23 protein-coding genes are annotated in these 23,471 nt (G+C 37.4%); 14 read left to right on the top strand and 9 right to left on the bottom strand.

Features of this window, described 5'->3' with window-relative positions:
• Entirely contained in the window at positions 1–918 is a 918-nt protein-coding gene (locus ABJQ32_13980) for an SdiA-regulated domain-containing protein (GenBank protein ID MEP5290754.1), read from the bottom strand.
• Positions 919–1,071: 153 nt separating this feature from the next.
• Between ABJQ32_13980 and ABJQ32_13975 the strand changes: the two genes are divergently transcribed.
• Together ABJQ32_13975 and ABJQ32_13970 are read left to right on the top strand one after the other, a co-directional pair.
• Entirely contained in the window at positions 1,072–1,611 is a 540-nt protein-coding gene (locus ABJQ32_13975; protein MEP5290753.1) for an HD domain-containing protein, read from the top strand.
• Positions 1,590–2,210: a Pycsar system effector family protein gene (locus tag ABJQ32_13970; GenBank protein ID MEP5290752.1), complete on the top strand. Its 621-nt coding sequence runs from the start codon at positions 1,590–1,592 to the stop codon at positions 2,208–2,210. The genes ABJQ32_13975 and ABJQ32_13970 overlap by 22 nt, the downstream gene beginning before the upstream one ends.
• On the opposite strand, the gene ppk1 is transcribed toward ABJQ32_13970, so the two are convergent.
• Together ppk1 and ABJQ32_13960 are read right to left on the bottom strand one after the other, a co-directional pair.
• Positions 2,198–4,180 carry a polyphosphate kinase 1 gene (gene ppk1, locus ABJQ32_13965; protein MEP5290751.1) on the bottom strand — a complete coding sequence of 661 codons (1,983 nt, stop codon included), beginning with the start codon at positions 4,178–4,180 and terminating at the stop codon, positions 2,198–2,200. The genes ABJQ32_13970 and ppk1 overlap by 13 nt on opposite strands.
• A 1-nt stretch (position 4,181) precedes the next feature.
• A complete protein-coding gene (locus ABJQ32_13960; protein ID MEP5290750.1) occupies positions 4,182–5,444 on the bottom strand; it encodes an adenylate/guanylate cyclase domain-containing protein in 1,263 nt (420 codons plus the stop codon).
• Between the two features lie 101 nt (positions 5,445–5,545).
• Here ABJQ32_13960 and ABJQ32_13955 point away from each other — a divergent pair, with 101 nt between their 5' ends.
• Complete coding sequence (locus ABJQ32_13955; protein MEP5290749.1) at positions 5,546–6,373, top strand: GNAT family N-acetyltransferase; 828 nt, start codon at positions 5,546–5,548, stop codon at positions 6,371–6,373.
• A gap of 3 nt (positions 6,374–6,376) precedes the next feature.
• The gene (locus tag ABJQ32_13950; GenBank protein ID MEP5290748.1) at positions 6,377–8,761 is read left to right on the top strand and encodes a bifunctional UDP-N-acetylmuramoyl-tripeptide:D-alanyl-D-alanine ligase/alanine racemase; all 2,385 of its coding nucleotides are present in this window, start codon (positions 6,377–6,379) and stop codon (positions 8,759–8,761) included.
• A gap of 7 nt (positions 8,762–8,768) precedes the next feature.
• On the opposite strand, the gene ABJQ32_13945 is transcribed toward ABJQ32_13950, so the two are convergent.
• Positions 8,769–8,900: a hypothetical protein gene (locus ABJQ32_13945; protein MEP5290747.1), complete on the bottom strand. Its 132-nt coding sequence runs from the start codon at positions 8,898–8,900 to the stop codon at positions 8,769–8,771.
• A gap of 66 nt (positions 8,901–8,966) precedes the next feature.
• On the opposite strand from ABJQ32_13945, the gene ABJQ32_13940 reads away from it, so the two are divergent.
• Positions 8,967–10,109: a 5-(carboxyamino)imidazole ribonucleotide synthase gene (locus ABJQ32_13940; GenBank protein MEP5290746.1), complete on the top strand. Its 1,143-nt coding sequence runs from the start codon at positions 8,967–8,969 to the stop codon at positions 10,107–10,109.
• A 13-nt stretch (positions 10,110–10,122) separates the two neighbouring features.
• Positions 10,123–10,614: a 5-(carboxyamino)imidazole ribonucleotide mutase gene (purE, locus tag ABJQ32_13935; protein MEP5290745.1), complete on the top strand. Its 492-nt coding sequence runs from the start codon at positions 10,123–10,125 to the stop codon at positions 10,612–10,614.
• A 5-nt stretch (positions 10,615–10,619) separates the two neighbouring features.
• Here the strand turns inward: purE and ABJQ32_13930 are convergent, their stop codons facing one another.
• From ABJQ32_13930 to ABJQ32_13915, 4 genes are all read right to left on the bottom strand, one after another.
• The gene (locus ABJQ32_13930; GenBank protein MEP5290744.1) at positions 10,620–11,600 is read right to left on the bottom strand and encodes a TerC family protein; all 981 of its coding nucleotides are present in this window, start codon (positions 11,598–11,600) and stop codon (positions 10,620–10,622) included.
• Positions 11,601–11,704: 104 nt separating this feature from the next.
• A complete protein-coding gene (locus tag ABJQ32_13925) occupies positions 11,705–13,186 on the bottom strand; it encodes a sodium:proton antiporter (protein MEP5290743.1) in 1,482 nt (493 codons plus the stop codon).
• Between the two features lie 65 nt (positions 13,187–13,251).
• Positions 13,252–14,484, bottom strand: a complete 1,233-nt coding sequence (locus ABJQ32_13920; GenBank protein ID MEP5290742.1) for a Glu/Leu/Phe/Val dehydrogenase dimerization domain-containing protein — start codon at positions 14,482–14,484, stop codon at positions 13,252–13,254.
• Positions 14,485–14,516: 32 nt separating this feature from the next.
• Positions 14,517–15,563, bottom strand: coding sequence for an anhydro-N-acetylmuramic acid kinase (locus ABJQ32_13915; protein ID MEP5290741.1), 1,047 nt, complete (start codon positions 15,561–15,563; stop codon positions 14,517–14,519).
• A 15-nt stretch (positions 15,564–15,578) separates the two neighbouring features.
• Between ABJQ32_13915 and ABJQ32_13910 the strand changes: the two genes are divergently transcribed.
• The 8 genes from ABJQ32_13910 (at position 15,579) to ABJQ32_13875 (ending at position 22,606) form a co-directional block, all read left to right on the top strand.
• A complete protein-coding gene (locus ABJQ32_13910) occupies positions 15,579–16,310 on the top strand; it encodes a type III pantothenate kinase (GenBank protein MEP5290740.1) in 732 nt (243 codons plus the stop codon).
• A gap of 97 nt (positions 16,311–16,407) precedes the next feature.
• The gene (locus tag ABJQ32_13905; protein MEP5290739.1) at positions 16,408–17,691 is read left to right on the top strand and encodes a hypothetical protein; all 1,284 of its coding nucleotides are present in this window, start codon (positions 16,408–16,410) and stop codon (positions 17,689–17,691) included.
• Positions 17,692–17,704: 13 nt separating this feature from the next.
• A complete protein-coding gene (locus ABJQ32_13900; protein MEP5290738.1) occupies positions 17,705–19,027 on the top strand; it encodes a hypothetical protein in 1,323 nt (440 codons plus the stop codon).
• A complete protein-coding gene (lptC, locus tag ABJQ32_13895; GenBank protein MEP5290737.1) occupies positions 19,005–19,643 on the top strand; it encodes an LPS export ABC transporter periplasmic protein LptC in 639 nt (212 codons plus the stop codon). The genes ABJQ32_13900 and lptC overlap by 23 nt, the downstream gene beginning before the upstream one ends.
• Before the next feature lie 2 nt (positions 19,644–19,645).
• On the top strand, positions 19,646–19,870 hold the full coding sequence (locus ABJQ32_13890; protein ID MEP5290736.1) for a hypothetical protein: 225 nt from the start codon (positions 19,646–19,648) through the stop codon (positions 19,868–19,870).
• Positions 19,863–21,146 (top strand): hemolysin family protein, encoded by a 1,284-nt coding sequence (locus ABJQ32_13885; GenBank protein MEP5290735.1) that lies wholly within the window; start codon positions 19,863–19,865, stop codon positions 21,144–21,146. The genes ABJQ32_13890 and ABJQ32_13885 overlap by 8 nt, the downstream gene beginning before the upstream one ends.
• Positions 21,147–22,154 carry a lysophospholipid acyltransferase family protein gene (locus tag ABJQ32_13880; protein MEP5290734.1) on the top strand — a complete coding sequence of 336 codons (1,008 nt, stop codon included), beginning with the start codon at positions 21,147–21,149 and terminating at the stop codon, positions 22,152–22,154. It abuts the gene before it with no gap.
• The gene (locus tag ABJQ32_13875) at positions 22,151–22,606 is read left to right on the top strand and encodes a GNAT family N-acetyltransferase (protein ID MEP5290733.1); all 456 of its coding nucleotides are present in this window, start codon (positions 22,151–22,153) and stop codon (positions 22,604–22,606) included. Before ABJQ32_13880 ends, ABJQ32_13875 begins: the two co-directional genes overlap by 4 nt.
• Here ABJQ32_13875 and ABJQ32_13870 read toward each other — a convergent pair.
• Complete coding sequence (locus tag ABJQ32_13870; GenBank protein ID MEP5290732.1) at positions 22,603–23,454, bottom strand: hypothetical protein; 852 nt, start codon at positions 23,452–23,454, stop codon at positions 22,603–22,605. The genes ABJQ32_13875 and ABJQ32_13870 overlap by 4 nt on opposite strands.
• Positions 23,455–23,471: the final 17 nt, after the last annotated feature.

The raw sequence follows: 23,471 nt of genomic DNA, 5'->3' as shown, positions 1-23,471 counted from the left end.
TTAGCGTTGTTTCATTTTAAATTTCAGAACATATCCTCTGTCTCCTTGTCCCTCGCTGCTAATAAACATATCCCCTGAAGAAGAAAAACAAATTCCTTCAGGTTGACCAAGAACTTTAGGGGATATAGGATATGTAGCCTGTATTTCACCTGACTTATTAACTATTACAAGCATTTTACCGACAGATGATAGAATATAATAATGGCCTGAAATTGGGTGTGTGGCTATTGCAGAGGGTTTGAATTTAATTCGATTTTTTTCGTAATCAAAGTCTCTATTTTTCTCCCAGAATGTTTCAAGTTCATTTGGACCAATAACGAAAGCGGGCCTCTTATTAAGTTCCATAGCATCGATGTTCATCATATAAAATGCTCTGCCGTCTATTTTTTTTCCTTCAATCTCACCATTCTCTTTGCATGCAATAATTAGCTGATTTGAATGAGGGTCATAACCCAATCCTTCCGTATCATTATTACTACTTAGATCATTTTCATACTTTGTAGAGACCAGTTGTTTTTTCGTTCCAAACTCAAACTGGAAAAGATCACCATCACTCTTAAGTACATAAATAGTCTTGTCAATAATTTCTATACCTTCATAGTCACCGGGCTTATGGAATGTGATTGAGTGGATAATTTTTTTTTGAAATAAATCGTATTGAAAAACCTTACCTGACTCATCATCTACTCCTAGAATATGATTGGGCTCTATAAAGCTGAGACCAGAAATTTCTTCTAGCACGTATGGCATAAAGTATTTTTGATCTGGACTCTTCAAATTATAAAGGATTTCCACATTGTCAGTTACTAAGAAAAGACTGTCGGCATGCTGACCGAAAGTAGTTGATGAGCAACTTTGGTTAAAAGAAATAGCAAGAATGAACAATAAAAGAGTAGATATGTTCTTTATGAAAATCATAGGTTGGTCTAAAATGTCAACGTTACAACACTAAATTGCTTAATTTTTGTTCTATTTTGTGAAGGATAAGTGAGAATAATGGTTTCAAGCGTAATTATTAGCGAGGTAAAAGATCATGCGATCAAGGTGCTTTCAAAGCAACTTCCTGATAATATGATCTATCATTCGGTAAATCATACAATAGATGTGGTTGCTTCGGCGGAAGAAATAGCTGAAAAACAAAACCTTTCACATGATGACGTTGAAGTCGTTCAAATAGCCGCATGGTTTCATGATCTAGGTTATACCAGAGGTTGTGAGCACCACGAAAAAAACGGTGCTGATATGGCACGTGAGTTTTTAGCGACAAAAAATTATCCTGAAGAAAAGATTGAGCAAGTAGCAGGGTGTATCATGGCGACTCAAATGCCGCAAAATCCCCAAAATAATCTTGAAAAAATTCTTTGTGACGCTGATCTTATGCATCTAGCAGATAGGGATTATTTTAAGAAAGCAGCTCTTCTTCATCAAGAAATCGAGACAACTAAGCTTTGCAAAATAACCGAAAAGGAATGGCTACAGATGAATCAGGAATTTCTGGATAACCATTGTTTTTTCACTGATTATGCAAAGAAAAACTACGAATCAGCAGTTAAGGAAAATTTAAAAAAGGTTAGAGACCGCCTTAAATCATGGAAGAAATCGAGAAATTAGAAAAGCTAGAAGGCAAGACGACTAAGCCAAAAAAGAAGAAAAAGAAGAAAGGCAATGAGCCTACTAGGGGTATTGAGACGATGTTTCGGACTACTTCCAAAAATCATATGGAGCTAAGTGCTATTGCCGACAATAAGGCAAATATTATGATTTCAATAAACTCAATCATTTTATCAGTATTGGTTTCAGTTTTAATTAGAAAATTGGAAGAGTATCCGCATATGACAATTCCTGCAGTCATGCTCACATTTGTTTGTTTGACAACCATTGTATTTGCAGTTCTCGCCACTCGACCAAATGTGACAAAAGGGAAATTTGAGCATGAGGATATTATTAACAAGAAGGCGAACCTCTTATTTTTTGGCAACTTTCATCAAATGAAGTTGGAGGATTTTCAATGGGGAATGAAAGAGATGCTCAAAGATGCCGACTACTTATACGGAAGTATGATAAAGGATATTTATTTCCTTGGCGCTGTGCTTGGAAAGAAGTATCGATTGCTAAGAATGAGCTATACCATTTTTATGTTTGGTTTTGTGCTATCAATTCTAGGTTTTATCATAGCAGAACTCTTTCTAAGATCTCCTTACCCGTATTGATTTTTCAAATATTCATAGATCTCTTTTTGAGATCTTACTTTATACTCAACTTTCGGTCTTTTATTCTTCATTTGACTTGAAAGCCAAACACCTTTTACATCATCTTTCCATTGATACTTTAAGAATGTAAGAATTTCTTGTTTCATATGATCTTCCTTGATAGGAAAGCACACTTCTATTCTTCTATGAAGATTACGGTTCATCCAATCCGCTGATCCAAGAAAAACCTCTTGATTATCATCATTATGAAAATAGAAGATTCTTCCATGCTCCAGATATCGATCAACTATACGCTTAATTTTTAATTTTTTAGAAGGAACTAAGCAGCAGATACTTCTCACGATGAGTTTTACGTCCACGCCTTTACTACTTGCTTCGTATAGTTTATCAATCAATACTTTTTCTTGAAGGTTATTCACCTTAATAATGATTCGAGCTTCTTTGCCAGCTTCAGCGTGTTTTATTTCTCGATCAATTTTCCCCAAAAAACTCTCATAGGCGCCAAATTGAGATACGATTAGCTCATCAAAGGAAGGAGGGGTGTATTTAGTTAATAAGTGCTGGAAAAGATTAGATAACTCTTTTGTCATTGCTTCATTGGCAGTAAGTAGACCATGGTCACAATAGATTTCGGATGTTTTCTCATTTAAGTTGCCCGTCCCGAAGAACCCATACATCTTATCCTTCTTCTTAGCCAGTGCCACTTTGGCATGTACTTTTAGTCCAGGAAGACTGTATATTATTTTTACTCCGGCATCCTTCATTTTTTTTGCCCATTCCAGATTATTTTGCTCATCAAAGCGAGCCTTTACTTCCATGAATACGGCTACTTTTTTACCATTCTTAGCAGCAGTTATTAGTGCTTCTGCTATGATTGATTTTTTTGCCATTCGGTAAAAAGTGACATTTATTTCTACAACTTCTGGGTCTATCGAAGCTTCATTGAAAAACTGTAGCACATAATCATATGATTGATATGGAAAATGCAATAGATGATCTTGTTGTTCAATCTCTTGAAGAATTGATCTGCTTCCTTCGAGTTTTAGGGAATGGATGGAGGGAAGACTTTCATAAGATAATCCAGCGTCTTTGATATTTATTTGAAAGAAGTCATTTAGGTTGTGATATCTACCTCCTGTGAGCATGTCCTCTGGAGCAAGTTCAAGTTTTTCTATCAATGTAGTGAGAAGCTTGTCTGGCATTGATTGGTCATATAAAAACCTCGAGGGAGTTCCCAGGTTCCTTTTTTGAATTTGCTTCTCAATTTTCTTTACTAGGTTTCCTTCATATTCATCATCTATTTGAAGATCTGCATCTTTGTTAAGCTTAATAGAGAATACATTATTGATTTTCTCTCCTGAAAATAGGATGTCTATGTGCGCCCGAATCACATCGTCTAAAAAAATGTAATAGGACTTTCCATCAACACTGAAACTAGAAAATCTTCCAAGCTGTGCTGAAGGAATATTCACCACAATTGATTCTCCAGAATTAGTCACCATAGCAAGGTAGATAGCCTGATTATCTAGAAAAAGCTCTTCTTCAGAGTCCATCCTAATTGGTCTCAAAAAAGCAGAAACGGTCGTTTTGAAGTAATGCAAAAGCTTAGGCCTTAGTGCGTCTGGAATGTCTTCAAGTTTGGTGCAAATGATATGGCTTTTGTCAGATAGGTTCTTGATAATCGCCTCGAGTGCTTGTCCATATTCGACTAGCTGATGGCTTACTTCTGAATGGATTTCGGTTAAAAGCTTTTTGGCATCAAAGTCTACTCTCTTGTTAATTTTCTTTTTATCGATTCGCTCAATATTACGGATATTGGAAACGCGAACTCTGAAAAATTCATCTAGGTTAGATGAATAAATTGCAATAAATCTCAACCTTTCCAATAGAGGTACCGATGGATCTATGGCTTCCATCAATACGCGATAATTGAAAGATAGCCAACTCAAATCGCGATCAAGATATTTCATGCTAGGCAAGTTTTATAATCTCCATTTCTTGGTCTATTCCTTTTAACTTCACTAGTCCAAGTGAGGAACCATTATTTTTCAAATGCTTGACTTCTTCATAAAAGCTAGATGAAACAAGCCACGTGCAGTTATAATCCTTGGTCATTTGTTCAAGTCTGGCCGCTGTGATTACAGGAATCCCAGATATAGAGAATTGTTGTCTTGTACTATTTCCGATATTTCCGGCTATTATCTCTCCGTTATGAATGCCAATTCCAACTTTGATTTCTTGATCCCAGTTTGACTTATTCATTTGACTGACTGTTTGAAGAATATCTCTGGCGGCTTTAAAAGCCAATTCAGGGCTATCCCCTTCTTCCGTCGCAAAAGATGCCATTAACCCGTCCCCCATTAGCTGGTTGATGATGCCATTATTATTGTGAATGCAATCCATGATTGGTCCAAAAAACTTATTTTGAAATTTATTGACTTCTTCCGGCGATAGAAACTGGACTCTATGAGTGAAATTTCTGATGTCAAGAAAGAGAACAGATGCATTTATCTTAAAACTGGCCTCTCCAGAATCCTTTAGTGCCTGCACGACTTCCTTAGAAACTTGCTTGTTGAACAACGACTCTATCTCATCACGCTCTTCCTGTGTTTTAATAGAAACCGTAAGCCTTTTGTTTAACTCACTTGCGACCAATCCTGCGCATGTTCCTGCAACGAGAAACATTACTGCCTTTGTGTAATAAACGATTGAAGGGAGCATCGAAGAAGTATCATAGCTTTCAAAAGTCCAGAAGATAATGATTGCATAAATAGCAGAGATTATCACACCATTAAGAAAACTTATCCAAAAATTCAGATACAATGCTGACACGATGATAATCGGAACGAAAATGAATATCAAAGGGGAATCTAAGAAGATACCATTGCCTTCCCACTTGATTATGTAATAAAGCCATATAAAAGGGATGGCTGAGTCAGAAATAACGGAGTAATATTTATACCATACGGGAAGAGGCTTTTCGCAGTGTGCGATTTTCCCAACCATCCATCTTGAAATTAGTAGAATGACTATGAAGCCTGCAGATGTGTAGATACCGAGCATGATGCTCCTATTATCTAGGAAAGTTTCCGAAATTGCAGTTGGAAAGAATGTGATGTTAGCTAGTAATAGGATTAAAGCGATTACTAGAATACCAAGAAAAATCTCGAGTCTTCTCTTTTCTGTTTTGACAATCTCCAGATCAATACATTTTTCTAATTCGTCTAGTTGCATGGAGGGTTTTCCTTTTGATCAGATAGGCGTAATTTTAATTATGCTGAAAGTAATAAGAGAAAAACAGGAGTTGTTAGTTCCTTAATCAACAAATTATATTCATGAATATACGATTGTTGACAGAAGGAGATTTTGAAAAACTGTTTTATACGTTTAAAATGGCATTTACCGAAAATGAAGTAAGATTTCAACCTACTTTCAAAGAATTTTCTTATCGAATCCATAAAAAATTATTATTTGACAGGGCCATATCATCAGCTTCTTTTGATGGGAATGAGATGACTGGATTTATCCTTCATAGCTCTAATATTTATCAAGGTATTCCTACAGCTTATAATGGAGGGACTGGTGTGTTACCTGGTTTTAGAAATCAAAAAACAGCTGAGCAGATGTACGAATTTTTGATTCCAAAAATCCAAGCCAAGTTCTTAGCTAGAATATTGTTGGAAGTGATCGAAACAAATCAAAAAGCAATTGCTCTTTACGAAAAATTAGGATTTGTATTTAAGCGTCGATTTAGATGTTACAAGATGACTCGGTCAATTACTTCATTTTCGGAAATTGATGTTGTTCAAGGATCTATTTCAGATGTCAATTTCGATTTCAATGATTTTGAACCGTCTTTTATAGATAGTTCTAATCATATTCAGAAAGGCGATGAGAAGATTTATGTAGCAAAAAAAGAAAATTCTGTTGTAGGATATGTGATTTTTCAACCACATTTAGGTAGGATATCCCAACTTGCTGTAGATAGAATTCATAGGCACAAAGGTGTTGGTGATGCACTCTTAGCAACAGCGAAAGCCAGTTCAGAAAAACCACTTACTATCATGAACATTCCAGATGATGAAATTGCATTTGATTCCTTTTTAAAAAAATATGGTTTTCAAAATCAAGTGAATCAATATGAGATGGAATTGATAATTTAGACGATGCTTTTTTCTGAACTTCAAAAAATTTCAACAGGCCAGCTCCAATTGCATAAGGATATCGAAGTGAGTAAATACTCTACTGACTCGAGAACACTTTCAGGCTATCAAGGAGAGGTATTTATTGCCATAAAAGGGAAGAGAAATGGACATGATTATATCAAAAGCGCTTTAAAGAAAGGGGTTAAAAATTTTATCGTTCAAGATGAAATTTTGAATGAAAATGCCAATGTGCTATTAGTTGAAGACTCACTGGCAACTTTTCAAAATATAGCCAGAGATCACAGGGAGAAATTTCAGCTGCCAGTTATTGGAATTACAGGTAGTAATGGCAAGACGACAGTCAAGGAGTGGATATCTACACTTCTTTCTGAGAAATTTTTTGTGATCAAAAGCCCTAAAAGCTATAATTCTCAAATAGGAGTTCCGCTATCACTATTGGAGATAAGAAAGAACCATGAATTAGGGGTTTTTGAGGCCGGTATTTCCCAAACTGGCGAGATGAAAAAACTCCAGGAAATGATAAAGCCAACTATTGGAGTTTTTACAAATCTGGGTCAGGCTCATGATGATGGGTTTGCGTCTAAAAGTCAGAAGTTAGCAGAAAAATTAGTACTCTTTAAGTCTGTAGATAAAGTGATTTGCAGATCTGATCAACCTTATTCGAAGGAGATAAGAGAGATACTTGTTGAAAAGGTAATTTTTTGGGGTCTAGATGAAGGCAATCAATATGATGTTTCGTGGGTCGATGGGCTCATAGAGATAGGTGAATATCAGTTTCAATGCGACTTTACAAGTGAAACGCAACTTGAAAATTTGACGCATGCCATAGTCACCTGTTTGGAAATAGGATTAGATCCTAAACAAATTCAGAGAGGAATAAATCTGATAGAGGGAGTCCCGATGAGGCTGGAGTTGAAAAGTGGGATAAATGGATGTTACATACTGGATGATTCGTATAACAATGATGAAATCGGATTGAAAGTAGCCTTGGATTACTTGGAATCTCACAAGCAAAAGACAAAAAGAACATTGATTCTTTCTGATATTCTTCATACTGGGCGATCTGATGAAGAACTCTATACACTGATAGCTGAGCTTCTTAGGTCTAAACATATTTCTAGACTGATAGGTGTGGGCCCACGAATACGAAGTATGAGAGATGTGTTTCCTCAAAACAGTCATTTTTTTGAGAGTACTGAAAATTTCTTACAAAACTTTCCAGATTTTCAAGATGAGATGATTGTCGTAAAGGGTGCTCGTGATTTTGCATTGGAGAGAGTAGTCCAAAGGTTAGAAGAAAAAAACCATGGCACTGTTCTGGAGGTCAATTTTGAATCATTGAGGCATAACTTGAATCAGTACAGAGATTTGATCAGGACAGAAACAAAGCTCATGGTCATGGTAAAAGCGAATGCTTATGGGAGTGGAATTCTGGAGGTAGCCAATTTTCTGCAGCATCAAAGAGCCGACATGTTAGGGGTAGCCTATGTGGATGAAGCTATTCAACTACGGAAAAATGGAATTTCCATTCCTATCATGATAATGAATCCTCATATAACCAGTTTCGAGCAGTTCGAAAGATATGATTTGCAGGCGGAGATATTTAGCCTTCGTCATTTTGATCGCATGTTGAAGGATACTCAAAACCCTCCTAAGATTCACTTAAAGATAGATACTGGGATGCACAGACTGGGTTTTACGCAAACAGAAATCCCTCCGTTAATTCAAAGGCTTAAGAATAACCCTAAAGTACAAGTTGAGGGGATATTTACTCATTTTTCTAGCTCTGATTCAAGCCAGGAGGATGACTTTACTATTGAGCAAGCCCGTGTTTTTAAATTAACATATGACCAAATAGTAGATGCTATTGGCTATAACCCTGTAAAGCATGCCTGCAATTCTCCAGCAATGGTTAGATGGCCTGAATATCATTTTGATATGGTTCGGCTTGGTATTGGCCTCCACGGGTTTGATCCTACAGGCTTGATGGATTTAAGAAGCACAAGTAGGTTAATCACTAATGTGTCTCAAATACAACATTTGAAAGAAGGAGATACAGTGGGGTATTTAAGGAAGGGAAAAGTTAAGAAAAATAGTAAGGTAGCTGTTATACCGATTGGCTATGAGGACGGCTATTCTCGAGTCTTTGGGAGTGGTATAGGACAAGTGCTAATAGGAAATAAGTTATGTCCCACTATAGGAAGCATTTGCATGGATATGACGATGATAGATGTGACTGGAGTTGACGTCAGAGAAGGGGATGAAGTGGTTATTTTTGGAGAGAAACCAAGTATTAAAGAATTAGCGGAATGGTCAGGAACAATTCCTTATGAGATATTAACGAATGTTAGCAATCGCGTAAAAAGGATATTCATCTCGGAGTAGATAGGAGTTACCCACCGCATCCCAAGAATTTTTTAAAATCTACGTCTTCGGGAAATCCGCCCTTTTCTTTTTTTATTTCTTCTGCGAATTGCTCCGTTTCTATTTTTCCTTCGGATTTTTCAGAGCCCTCTCTTTCCATAAATTCTATTTGTTAAGCTAACTCTTATTTAAACCGAAAAACAAAGTTGAAGGTTATCTTTGCCCCATGCCTAAGAAAGATATTACAGACTTAAAAATTGGAGTACTAGGAGGAGGCCAATTAGGTCGAATGATGATCCAATCTGCGATTAACTATAATTTAGATATCTCAATTCTAGATCCGGACAAAAACGCACCCTGTTCACACTTGGTTGAGAATTTTACTACGGGTAAGCTAACCGATGAGGACGGTGTATTTGAATGGGGAAAGAATTTTGATTTGATCACTATTGAAATTGAAAACGTAAGCGTCCCAGCACTCAAAAGACTTCAGGCAGAAGGGGTAAAAGTTTTCCCACAACCTGAGATAATAGAGTTGATTCAGGACAAGAGAAAACAAAAAACATTTTATAAAGCCAATCGAATTCCAACATCAGATTTTGTTTTGACAGAAGATGCAAAGGATGTGGCTAAGCATATAGAAATGCTTCCGGCGGTGAATAAACTTGGAACTGAAGGATACGATGGACGTGGCGTTCAGATGATCAAAACAGCGTCAGACATGACTAAGGCATTTGATAGACCTGGATTACTTGAAAAATTGGTTGATTTTGAAAAGGAGATAAGCGTAGTAGTTGCAAGAAATGAAAATGGTGAAATGGAATGTTTCCCAGTGGTTGAGCTTTCCTATCATCCAGAATATAATTTGGTTGAATTTCTATTTGCGCCAGCACAAATAGATAATACTATTGAAGATGAAGCTTATGATCTTGCCAGAAATGTAATTGAAAAACTGAATATGGTTGGTTTACTGGCTGTTGAGATGTTTTTGACCAAGGATGGAGAGCTCCTGATTAATGAAGTGGCACCAAGAACACATAATTCTGGACATCATACAATAGAAGCTAATCGCACTTCACAGTTTGAGCAGCATTTGCGTTCTATTCTGAATATGCCACTCGGATCAACTGAATTAGTCACTCCTGCTGCTATGGTGAATCTTTTGGGAGAGGACGGATATAGTGGGAATGCGAAATACGAAGGAATGGAAGAATGCATGGCAATGCATGGAGTTTATGTGCATCTTTATGGCAAGAAATTAACCAAGCCTTTCAGGAAGATGGGACATGTAACTATTACAGATACATCTATTGACAATTTGAAAGTGAAGTCAAGAAAAGTCAAGAATACGCTTAAGGTTAAAGCTTAATCAATTTATCAAAATGAGTAATCCGAAAGTAGGCATAATTATGGGAAGCAAATCAGATCTTCCTGTTATGCAGCAAGCTGCAGATATTTTAAAAGACCTTGAAGTTCCTTTTGAGTTAACTATAGTGTCAGCTCACCGCACTCCTCATCGAATGCTAGATTATGCTGAGTCCGCGAGGAGTAAAGGTCTCCAGGTGATCATAGCTGGAGCTGGTGGAGCAGCTCATCTACCAGGAATGGTGGCTTCATTAACTACACTTCCAGTGATAGGCGTTCCGGTAAAGTCAAGTAACTCTATTGATGGCTGGGACTCTATTCTCTCCATTCTTCAAATGCCAGGAGGCATACCAGTAGCAACTGTCGCTCTGGATGGTGCCAAAAATGCCGGTATCCTTGCTGCTGAGATTGTAGGATCAACTGATTCTTCTACAGCGGAAAATCTTCAAAAATATAAAGATGGCTTACGTGATAAGGTGATGGAAAGCGTAAAGAGCCTGGATAAATAACTAGCCTATTCAGCAGGCAATTCTTCTTCTAGAGACTCTGGCTCCTCTTCTTTGGGAAACATGAGCGAGAGTACTATTGCGACCACTAAAGCTCCTATGATAATACCAAAAGACAAGTAGATTGGTATATGTAAGTCGATGATTTCTGCGAGCATCTTTGCACCAATAAATGTCAATACAACTGATAAGCCTTTCTGCAACAAATAGAATTTGTCAAGAACATTGGCCAATAAGAAAAACATTGCTCGTAATCCCATGACTGCAAAAATGTTTGAGGTGTAGATGACAAACTCATTTTGCGTAATGGCAAATGCTGCAGGGATTGAATCTACAGCGAAGATTAGATCCGTGGATTCTATTAATATTATTACCAAAAATAGAGGCGTAAATAAGAGTTTTCCTTTTTCGCGAAACCAGAACTTACCGCCTTTATCTGTAGTACTTATGGGTAATACTTTTTTAGCCGCCTTTAGCAGAGGGTTTTTTTCTGGCTCTATCTCCATATCATCCTCTTCACTAAACAGTTTGATCCCTGAATAAACAAGGAATACACCAAATATGTAGAGTATCCAGTGGAACTCAGCAATTAAAATAGCGCCAACGAAGATGAAAATGGCTCTGAATACAATAGCGCCTAAGATTCCCCAGAATAGAATGTTATGATAGTACTCCTCTTTTACTTTGAAGTAGCGTAGAATCAAAAGAATAACAAATATGTTATCAACAGAAAGAGCCTTTTCTGTTACATAAGCGGAGAAGAACTGGAGAGTAGCTCCTGAACCCTCACCGTAGAAGTAAATAAGTGTGCCGTATCCGACAGATACTAGGACCCAAAAAATAGATTGTTGGATTGCTTCTTTTTGAGTGACTTTCTGATGTTTTTTGTGAAATACACCTAAATCAACGATTAGGAAAACGACAATAATCACCCCAAATACCCCAAAGAGTATTCCTTCATTTTGTCCATTAAATAAATTCAACAACATTATTATAGGCGATTATGGTTAATCTGGATGCAACCCAAACTAAGTAATTAACCGCAAATAAAGGAAATTTTATCCTATATCGGAACAATACAATTCTGATTGGGTCAATGGCCCATGAAGAATATGAGCCAAATGATTATTAATACGGGTAGAAGTATCGGGATGGAATACTTGATGATGTATGAAAAGAATGAAGGCATTTTGATTCCCACTTGCTCAGCAATGGACTTAACCATAAAATTTGGCCCGTTTCCAATATAGGTGAAAGCTCCAAAAAATACGGCCCCCAGCGAGATAGCCATTAAATCGAGCATGGAATCTTTATACTCATTATTTGCAAATGCAATGACTTCTTGCATTTTGTTTACATCAGCCCCAACACTTGCCATTGATGCCGTAAGGAAATTGACGTACGTGGGAGCATTATCTAAAAATCCACTTAAGATTCCAGTACCCCAATAAAGAGTACTAGGTCTGATTAATTTTTCGCCTTCAGGGGATTGGGCAAAGTCACTAACCAGTTCAAGCGCTGGCATCATAGTGAAAAATATACCAATGAAAAGAAAAGCAACCTCTCTTATGGGCTCAAAACTAAACTCATTCCCTTGCATCGCTTGTAAATCAGAAAACTTGTAAGAACCGAAAGCTGCAGCAAGCATTATGACCTCCCTCAGATAGGAGAATTTTTGTCCCATGTATTCAATTCCAGGAACCCATGGAAAAACATTAGGATCTAGAAAAACTGCTGCCACAACTATTGCCAGCCAAATGAAATTTCTTTTCCCTTTTAATTCAATCGCTCCGGTTACTGGTTCTTCCTCTTCCTCATCCCCTCTCATTAGAGCATAGTTTGTCTTATTTCGGATATCAAATAAATAGAAGAACACAAGGAGTATAACACACGCTATTGCCCATGGTACTAGATTATGGATTACAGTCCATTCAAAAGGGATACCCTTCAAGAAACCTAAAAACAGTGGTGGATCACCTATTGGGGTTAGAGACCCTCCAACATTGCTGACTATGAAAATGAAGAAAACTATATGATATGGTTTTATCCTGTTTTTATTCAGCCTAATGAAAGGCCTGATTAAAAGCATAGAAGCGCCAGTAGTCCCAATGATGTTTGCGATAACCGCCCCTATAGCTAGAATAATTAAATTGGTTAGTGGCTTAGCTTCCTTGTCAACAATAATTAGAATACCACCTGATGCCACAAAGAGCCCGGTCAAAAGAGCTATAAACTGTATGTATTCAGCTGCCGAATGAACAGGGCTATGTTGATTATGTAAAACGAATAGATAATATACGCAGACCAGGGAGGCCAAAATAATTGAAATTACAGGGTAGCTTTTATGCCAGAAATGAGGATAAAAAAGTGGCCCTGTGGCTACCATTACCAGGAGCAAAACAAATGGAATCACACTCCACATAGGAGGTTTGGCTGAATGATGTTCATTCTCATCAACCTCGTGCTCTAATGTCTGATGAGTTTCTTGCTGCTCTTGTACAGGCAAATCATCATTGGCATTTGCCACGATTAGCACTGACATAAATAAAATAGCAACAAGAATTCTTGCGATCATGCTTAGGCGTTACGGATTAATTCTAAAGTTATCATTCACATAGACAAAAACAAATCTATCCATGATCAAACAAGCTTATTTAATGAAATGGTAAAGGCTGTTTCCGCTAGGTTTGCTCGATCCTTATTTTGTTCATGGACAGCTTGCAATGCGTCACCTATCGTTTTAGAGCAGTCATTAAAAATATCTGAGTCAGTTAATACGTCATCATTGTCTGGATCCATTAGAAAAGCAAAAGTTCTTGCCATTCCACAGTTTGCAATAAAGTCTGGAAGGAGAGAAACTTTTCTATCAACGAATTCGGCGATAGGACCATAAAATATTTCAGTATCGTTGAAAGGGACATTAGCACCGCAGGAAACAACTTCCAGATCATTGTTGATCATTGACTCTGCTTGCTCTTTTGAGACTAATCTTGAAGCAGCTGCAGGAATAAATACTTCGGCACCCATTGACCATATCTCTTGATTTACTTGATCAAACGGAATTAAATTATCTGCTACCAGTTTGTTTCCATCTTTATCATGGAAAAGTGTTTTTATTTCGTCCAATGTAAATCCATCAGGATTCATAAGTCCGCCCACACGATCAATTATTCCAACGATTTTGACTCCATACTTTGCAAGGTAGAGAGCAGCGGTAGATCCAACATTCCCCCAACCTTGAATTATTGCCTTTTTCTCTCCAATATTTCCTCCCCAGATTTGATAATAGTGCCGTACTGCCTCAGCCACACCATATCCAGTTATCATATCTGCAACAACATATTTTTTTGGCGAAGTGGGAATGTATTCCTGATCTTCTAAGACTTTGGAGACTCCCTGTCTTAGTCTACCAAGCATGTGTATTTTAGTGGGTTTACGTGGATTGTAATGGCCGTTTACGATTCCCTCTTGAGGATGCCATAAACCAAAATCTTCTGTAATGGGGATTACTTCATGAATTTCATCCACATTTAGATCTCCACCGGTCCCGTAGTAATTTTTTAGTAAAGGATATACAGCATGATACCATCGCTTAAGTACACCTTCTTTTCTAGGATCATTGGGGTCGAAGTTTATTCCAGATTTAGCTCCACCGATTTGAGGTCCTGAAACTGAAAATTTAATCTCCATCGTTTTAGCAAGAGACTCTACTTCTCGCTTGTCTAGGCCCACTCTCATTCTGGTCCCGCCACCTGCAGCTCCTCCTCTTAATGAGTTAATCACTACCCATCCTTTAGCTTCTGTTTCAGAGTCAGACCATTCAAAAACAATTTCTGGTGTCTTATTTTCAAATTTATTCAGGAGATCTTTCATAGATAATTATAAATATTGGGGCGCAAATCTAATCATTTGGGAAGATGAATCACACCAGAGCAGGTGTCTTTACTTGCTCCAGTAACAGAGGCGAGTACGTTTATTTCATTTCGAAATCTTTTTAGTCCAAGAAATGCAAAAACCAAAGATTCTTTAAATGAGATTAGTTTGGCATCAGGGATGACAACTTCCCATTGTATTAATCTTTTTGAAATCTCTTCAACTAAGTATGTATTAAAAGCTCCACCACCTGTAATCAGCAATTTAGATTTCTTAGGGAAAAGATTCAGGGCTTGTGAGATTAGATCAGAAACAATTGCAACATAGGTGTGCAATCCTGTTTTAGGGTTTATTTTTTCAAGCACTTCACTTGAAACATAATTATTGGGCAATGATTTTGGAGGAGACTGCTTAAAGAAATCTAAGTTGGCTACTTCACTGTAAAATAACTTGTCCAAAGAGCTCTTTTCCGCAATTCTACCTTCATGATCATATGGTAATCCAAGCTTTTCAGAAAAATGATTCAATACTTGATTACATGGGCAGATATCCCAGGCAGTTTTATTAAACTTCATTGAAACATTGGCAATTCCTCCCAAGTTTAGGCATGCATCAAACTCTTTGAAAAGATCAAAATCACCAACTGGCACAAGAGGAGCGCCTTGACCTCCCAGTTTGACATCTCTACTTCTGAATTCTGTTATGGTAGGAATTCCACAAGCGGATGCAATGACTTCTCCATTGCCCAATTGTTCACTTATGCCATTTTCTGGATCATGAAGAGAGGTGTGGCCATGAACTGCCAAAAGATCAACCGCAGGCGTATCTAACACGAATCCCTCTATTTTCTCACCAATCCATTTACCAAATGAGCTGTCAATTTTCTTTTTTTCGCTCTCTTCTAAAAGAGGTGACTTCTTTAATTCAGCGAATATCACTTTACTGTAAGGTATCGTTTCGCATTTTTCAATCTCATAATCCCAAAAACCTTTTCGCAAAGAGAATGTCACTTGTGCTAAATCTAAGCCATCCATTGAAGAGCCGGCCATTGCACCAATAATAGAATAAGATGTTTTCATTTCTTTTGTAGCATCATGGAGAGAAAGACAGAGGTAATATTAATTGATGTTGGGAATAGCTCTATCAAAACTGCTGAGGTATCTGGAGGGGAGTTTGGAAAGACTATAGTATGGAAAGACTTCTTGTCAATACAAAACCATTATGATATGATAATACCATTCATCATTTCATCCGTAAAAAACCTGGATCAAAGCGTATTTGCAAATCGAAAAGTTCATTTTCTGTCCGATGAATCTTTATTACCGATATCATTGGATTACCACACTCCAGAAACACTAGGAGCTGATAGGATTGCTGCTGCTGTGGGGGCACACGACCTATTTCCCGATAGAAATAATTTGATCGTTGATCTTGGTACATGTATGACAATTGATCTGATCGATAGCTCAGGGATTTTTCAGGGAGGTGTTATATCCCCCGGTTTGCAGATGCGGATGAAATCTTTGAATCATTTTACAGATCAACTTCCAGATATTTCTAAAGAATGGTTGGAGATAAATTCCTCTGAAATAGGAAAAACAACGAAAGAATGCCTGTTGAGTGGATCATTTTGGGCCATGATGCATGAAATAAAAGGTGTCTTCCGGACATTAGAGAAGGATTTCACAAGTCTTAACATGTTATTAACCGGAGGAGATGCTCATTTCTTTGAATCCAAGCTAAAAGCCCACATCTTTGCAGGCTCAAAAATTGTGCATAAAGGACTTTACAAAATTTGGAAACAGCAGTCAAATTCCAACTCGTAATTAAGCCCTCTTGCTGGTTTGTTAAAAATGAATGGTTTGATAGTTGCTAGTAAACGAGTCATTCCCAGAAGGCAGTTGATAAAGTAAGAAGAAATAAATGAAAAGGATTTTAACAGGAATAACCTGTTGTATTTTGTTGGGGCACTTCAGTCAGTCACAGTCTATTTATTCATTTCAAGGATTAGGAAGCCTTAATCACCAAGGTATGCCCAATAATGTAGGAATGGGTGAGGTTGGTATAGGAACGCCAGCTATATGGCATATTAATACCCAAAATCCTGCTAACCTCATTTATAATACTTTAAGTACATTTCAAGTCGGCCTTGAAGTAGATAGGAGAAGTTTTTCTGGAGATGGAGTTTCTGGAAATGATACAGGAGGAGGTCTCAGGTTTTTAGGATATGCGTTTCCGGTAATTCAAGGGAAGTGGTCTTCTTCAATTGGTATTTTGCCCTATAGCTCAGTTGATTACAACACGTTTTCTCAGGGAGAAGTCTTGGGCACTGAAAACCCAGTTCAACAGATTTCGGATAATAGAGGTGAGGGTGGTTTGACTAATTTTTATTGGGCGAATGGATTCAGAATCAAGAAAAAATTACTTGTCGGCTTACGAATCAATTATACTTTTGGGTCTATTGAAAAAAATTCAGATATAGTTCTCTTTGAACAAAGAGAGGTCATTAACGATGGGGACACCACTGTGGTTAATTTCCAAATAGGAGATCCAGTTTCCTCTTTTTTGCAGCAGTCATATTCAGACATGAATTTTTTGTTTGGCCTTGGCTACCGACATACACTTTCTGAAGAGTCTTTTTTGAATTTTGGTTTGACCTATTCCGCAAAGAGTAGCCTTAGTGGCAACTCTGACCTGTCTCTCACCCGTCTTTCTAGTGCTGGTGGAGAAATAGAAACAGTAGAAGTTTCATCAGAAAGTATCACATTCGATTTGCCGCAAACGCTAGGTTTTGGGATGTCTTATGAAAAAGTCGATCTCTATAAAATTGGAGTAGACTATGAGACCCAAGCTTGGAATGGTGCAGGGGATGAATCAGAGGATTTCAACAATTCATACAAATTATCGATGGGTATTTCATGGATTCCAGACTATGATAATGTTAATTCATACTGGAAACGTACCAGGTATTCTGCAGGGTTTAACTATCAGAGATTACCATACATCGTAAATAACCGGTCACTTACAGATTTTGGTATTAATTTTGGTGCCTCTTTACCAGTAAGTGGATTTTCAAGTCTGGACTTAGCCTTTAAATGGGGTCAGCTTGGAGAATCATCAAACGGATTAATTAAGGAAACCTATTATAAGGTTGTTATAGGAGCAACCATTAATGATAGGTGGTTCATAAAACGAAAGTACGACTAGCAAAAAGTGAGTTATGAAGACGATTACTAAAATACTTGGAGCAGCTTTTTTTCTTTCTCTAGCACTTGGAGTTAACGCTCAAAACGGATGGAACTGGGGAGAGCAAGTGGATATTGCCAAAGAAAAAAATGTGCTCTATACAGATGCATTGAAAGCCAAAAATTATGAAGCAGCTGTAAAGCCTTTGACTTGGCTATTGACAAACACGCCTGATTTAAATCCTTCAATTTATATTCAGGGAATTAAAGTCTATGACGGTTTGGCGAAAAAAGCGACTGACCCTTCTAAGAAAGACGAGTACATTCAAAAAGCATTAGATCTGCATGATAAAAGAATTCAGTACTTCGGAAAAGAAGGAGATATAAGTGTTAGAAAGGCATATTTCGCTTATTCTTATTATAACAAGACTAAAGAAAAGTATCCTCTATTGTTTGAGCTTTTTTCTAAGGCCTTTGAGCTTGAAGGTAAAGAAATGGATCATCGTTACTTGGTAGCTTATATGAATTCAGCTTATAAATATCGGTTTGCAGGAGGCGAATTAAGTGACACTCAAGTTATTGATATCTATTTTGATATTTCTGATGCAATTGAAATTCAAAAGCAAGGTGCTTCCGAAGGGAATAGAAAGAAGATGGACAAATCTCTAGACACTATTGACCGTCTACTTTTGGCAACCAAGGTTGATATTAATTGCGATTTTGTAGAGGAGAACTTTGGCTCAAAATTAGATCAAGGTAATGATGTAAAAATTGCCAAGAAGGTTTTTAAACTAATGATAGATGGTGAGTGTATTGATCGTCCACTTGCTCTTAAAGCTGCCGAAATAATTCAAAAAGATGAACCAACATATGGAGTGGCCAAATTCTTAGGCGCTAAGTATGCCAAAGAAGAAAATCATGCAGAGGCATTGAAATACTACAACGAAGCTGTTTCGCTAACAGATGATAATTCACAAAAAGCGGAGATGTTTGTGAATTCTGCACGTATATACGTAAAACAAGGTCAGAAATCTACAGCAAGGAATAGTGCCAGAAGAGCTCTTTCTTTTGACCCTGCTTTCAAAGATGCTTTTGAACTAATAGGGGATCTTTACTTCTCAAGTTTTGGCAGTGGCCCTTGTTATCAAGAAAAAAGTCAGATTGCAGATAGAGCAGTATTTATTGCTGCTTACGATCAATACCGTAGAGCAGGCGCTTCAGCTAAAATGAATGCAGCAAAAGCTCAATTCCCTTCTATTGAAGATATTTTCAATGAAAATAAAGAAGAAGGCCAATCGATTACAGTAGGATGTTGGATTAACACCACAGTGACTCTTGAAAGAAGACCTGCCAACTAGTAGTGCACCACAAAAAAGTTTAATAGCGACCTTGAATATCATTTCAGGTCGCTTTTTGGTTTTAGGCTTTTGGCTGATATTGATTGCTTGTAATCAAAGGAAAGACCTGATAGACCAATCGCTTTATGAAGGCCCTTTGTCCTCCATGGATAGTTCCATTACTTTGTTAAGTGATTCAGGTATAGTGGTCATGAACATGAGTTCACATCTTCAGAATAATTTTGAAAATGGAGATCAGGAATGGCCAAAAGGGTTTTATATCGAATGGTATAATAGTAGAGGACAAGTGACTAGTTATTTTTCAGCTAACTACGTTTACTTCACTAAATCAGAGAATCTTTATCGTGCAGAAGGCAATGTGGTGGTAAGAAGCAACGTGAATCAAGATGAGCTAAATACGGAAGAGCTTTTTTGGAATCAAATAGAGGAGAAGTTTTATACCGACAAGTTTGTGACGATCAATTCAGAAGATGAGGTACATACGGGAGAGGGCATGGAATCCAACCAGGATTTTACTGAATATCGAATTCTTAAGCCAAGCGGGACATTCACACTTGAGGACGACCCAAACCGTCCACCTAACCGGGAAATTCCCCTGGAGCCAGAGAAAGAATAGAAATGAAACTTTTTGATATAATTCTGTTTGTTTTGGTATTCTGCACGTTCATTATAGGTATTGATCAGGCAATAGTTATTGGTCTTGCAGAATCTTATTGGATTTTTATGTTTAGCCTGGCACTCTTATTTTTATATGGTTATCGTAAAGGTCAGCGAAAAGTAAGAGAACAGGAAGAATTGAAATCGGCCAAAAACCAAAAGAAAAAGAAGAGAAAGCATGGATGATCCGCTCTCCTATTTGATCATAGTTCTCTGTTTACTATTGTCAGCGTTTTTTTCTGGAATGGAAATCGCATTTGTATCAGCAGATAAGCTTCATATCGAAGTTTTAAGAAAAAAAGGGACATTTTCTGGTCGGATTTTAGCACTATTCACGGATAATCAATCCCAATTTCTCGCAACAATGCTTGTTGGAAACAACATTGCACTAGTGCTCTACGGAATCTTTATGGCGGGGCTATTAGAGCCATTTATTGTTTCTATATTGCCGCTCTCCCTGGGAACAGATGTAGTCGTTCTAATCATACAATCTATTATATCAACTGCGATTGTATTGCTTACCGCTGAGTTTCTCCCTAAAAGCCTCTTCCTCATAAATCCGGACTTTTCGCTCAAGTTATTTGCGCTCCCTATGGGGGCGATTTACGGGTTGATGTACCCGGTGGTGTTTTTTGTAGTAAAAATTTCATCTTTTTTTATATGGATGTTTGGATACAAACTTTCGGACGAAAAACCAGTATTTGGTCTAACAGACCTGAATAACTACATTAAGAATAACATCCTCAATATCAAAGATGAGGAGGAAGCTGAAATTGACGCAAAAATTTTCAATAATGCTATCGAGTTCAAGACGGTAAAGGTGCGCGAATGTATGATTCCGAGAACAGAGATTACTGCTGTGGATGTCAATGATCCAGTTGAAGAATTACAGAAGAATTTCATTGAAAGTGGGCACTCAAAAATTCTGGTTTATAAAGAGTCGATAGATGAAGTGATTGGATATTGTCATGCGCTTGAACTATTCAAAAAACCTGATGACATAAAATCGATTTTGACGGAGATCCCAATTGTGCCCGAAACGATGCTCGCAAATGAGTTGTTGATTCAATTTATTACGGATAGAAAGAGCTTAGCATTGGTAGTAGATGAGTATGGCGGCACTTCAGGGCTAGTCAGCATCGAAGATGTAATCGAAGAAATTTTTGGTGAAATCCGTGATGAGCACGATGATGAGTATCTAACTGAGCAAAAATTGGATAAACATAACTTCATTTTTAGTGCCAGGCATGAAATTGACTACTTGAATGATCAATATGAGTTGTCACTGCCTGAGGGAGAATATGATACATTAGGCGGGCTGATTTTCGAATATCACGAAGATATTCCTGAAGTAAATGAAGTTATTGAGATACCTCCATTCGTCATCACCATTTTCACAATGGAAGAGAATCGAATTGATAAAGTGAAACTAACACTCGTAAGTGCAGAAGAATTGATTTAAATGCTTGATTTCTATTCACTTTTTAAGGTCTTTATGAAGCTTGTTCTTCGTTTATACTTTAGAAAGATAAAAATTGAGGGAAGGGAAAATGTCCCGCTAAATACGCCACTTATTGTAACTCCAAATCACCAGAATGCCTTTTTAGATGCGTTGCTGGTTGGAGCGTTTATACCTATTTCACTTCATTATTTGACTCGTTCAGATGTATTTACATGGTGGAGTAAGCCGTTTTTGCGGTTGATGAATATGACACCCATTTATCGTATACGTGATGGGTATGCTAAGTTGTCTTTGAATGATTCGGTATTTGAGGGTTGTCAGGAGCTGTTTAGTAAAGAAGGGTCAGTTTTAATTTTTGCAGAAGGAAATCATGGAAAACATTATTACCTCCGTCCTTTGACAAAGGGTGCGGCCAGACTGGCCTTGCAATCTCAGGAAGCAATGGACAAGGACTTGATGGTGCTACCCGTAGGATTAAACTATTTTGATCATCAAGCACCAAAATCTACTGTTTTGATAAGTTTCGGAAAGCCAATTCCGGTAAATGAATACATTGAAGAATACCGAAAAAATCAAGCAAAGGGATTGATAAAAATGAGGGATGCCATCAGTGCTGGGATGAAAGAGTCATTGGTGATTCCTGAGGAAACACCTAATTACGATAAGCGTTCTAAAACTATTTTTCAAGAGTCTCATGAGGATAAATCGTTCCAAGAATTAAGGTCTGTTGATCCTTCCTTGGAAATCCCAAGAGCTCAAAAAAAAAGGAAAAGACATGTGTTAGCTTGGTTACTGAATCCATTACCTCTCTACATTATCCATCGAATTATTCGGGATATTGACGATGTGGTATTTCATTCGTCACTAAAATTTGGGATTGGATTATTTGTTTTCCCACTCTGGTGGCTTCTGATTTTTTGGATCATGTTTTTTTCTGTGGGAATTAATATTGCCTTGCTTACTGTTATAGTTATGGTATTCGGACTATTCTACAGTTACCAACGATGATCAAAATTGTAAACTATTTACCTTCTTATGCTTTAGCGTTCAAGGAACTGAATGAAGCATGGATTAATAAATATTTTGAAATGGAGGAATCAGATCAAAATATGCTGAACAATCCTAAAGAATATATTTTAGATAAAGGGGGTGCGATTTTAGTTGCCTTGATGGATGAAAAACCAGTAGGGACTTGTGCGTTGATAAAAATAGATGATGATAATTATGAGCTAGCAAAAATGGCAGTTTCACCAGAAGCTCAAGGGCAAAAGATTGGCTGGCAGATTGGGAACGCAACTATTGAAAAAGCGAGATCTCTCGATGCTAAAACTGTTTACTTAGAAACAAATAGCATATTGACGCCTGCCATTAACTTATACAAAAAATTAGGATTTCAAGAGATGAATGGGAAGGATTCACCGTATTCAAGATGTAATGTACAGATGGAGTTAAAACTCTAGTTTAGACTTTTTAGGAACTTCTTTCGATCGTAAATAAGTGTCCCTTTTGAATCCCATTCGCGTGATATATACGGATTGAATTTGAAGTCAAAGGGATCTTCTGGATACATAACCTCACGTTTCACTCTACCACCATCATAATATTCTCTCCACATACCCACTCGGTGACCAAATTTATAATCGCCTCGCACAGCTACAGAACCATCCTCATGAAATGCCCAGTATTCTCCATCTCTTTCTGCATAATGAACAGGGATAACCTCCCTTAATTTGGTCTTCTTAAAATCGTAATATGCAAGCTTAGATTCTTGTGGCCACCCTTTCCACCAATAGGCCTTGTCTTGTAGTATGTCGTGCCTGTTGAACCGAACCCACCTTCGATGTTTCATCCCTTTGTAATACCAACCTTCTTCGATCACTTGATCCCCAAGCGTTTTTTTGTAAGGGCCATGAAGTACTTGAGCATCTTTTTGTTTTATTCGAAGTGTGTTCATCACCTTCTTTTTTTTATAGTCAAGCCAATAGAAGTCGGAGGCATATTCTGGAGGACCCTCATATTCTTTAAGGACATGGAAGATTTCAAAAATCACGTCATTGCCACGTATAGTTCTGGTAAATCCTTTTCTAGTTTTTAAGCCAAAATAGACATTGCGCTTTTTCTTTTTTTTCTTTTGCTTAACAGGCTCAATACCTGCATCTTCTCCTTCCTCAGCTTCTAAATCTAAGGTCAGAGGTGTATCATAGTCTACTTTGAAGAGAGCTTCTAGCGACTCACCATCTTGAGAGAATGCAGAAAGCCCCATAAATATGAGGCTAACTGATATGATTATTTTTATCTGAATCTTCATTCAGTACTTCGTTTCAT

Source organism: Marinobacter alexandrii (assembly GCA_039984955.1).
Classification (GTDB): domain Bacteria; phylum Bacteroidota; class Bacteroidia; order Cytophagales; family Cyclobacteriaceae; genus Ekhidna.
Note: the sequence above shows the minus strand (reverse complement) of the source record. Positions and strands in the feature narration are given on the sequence as shown.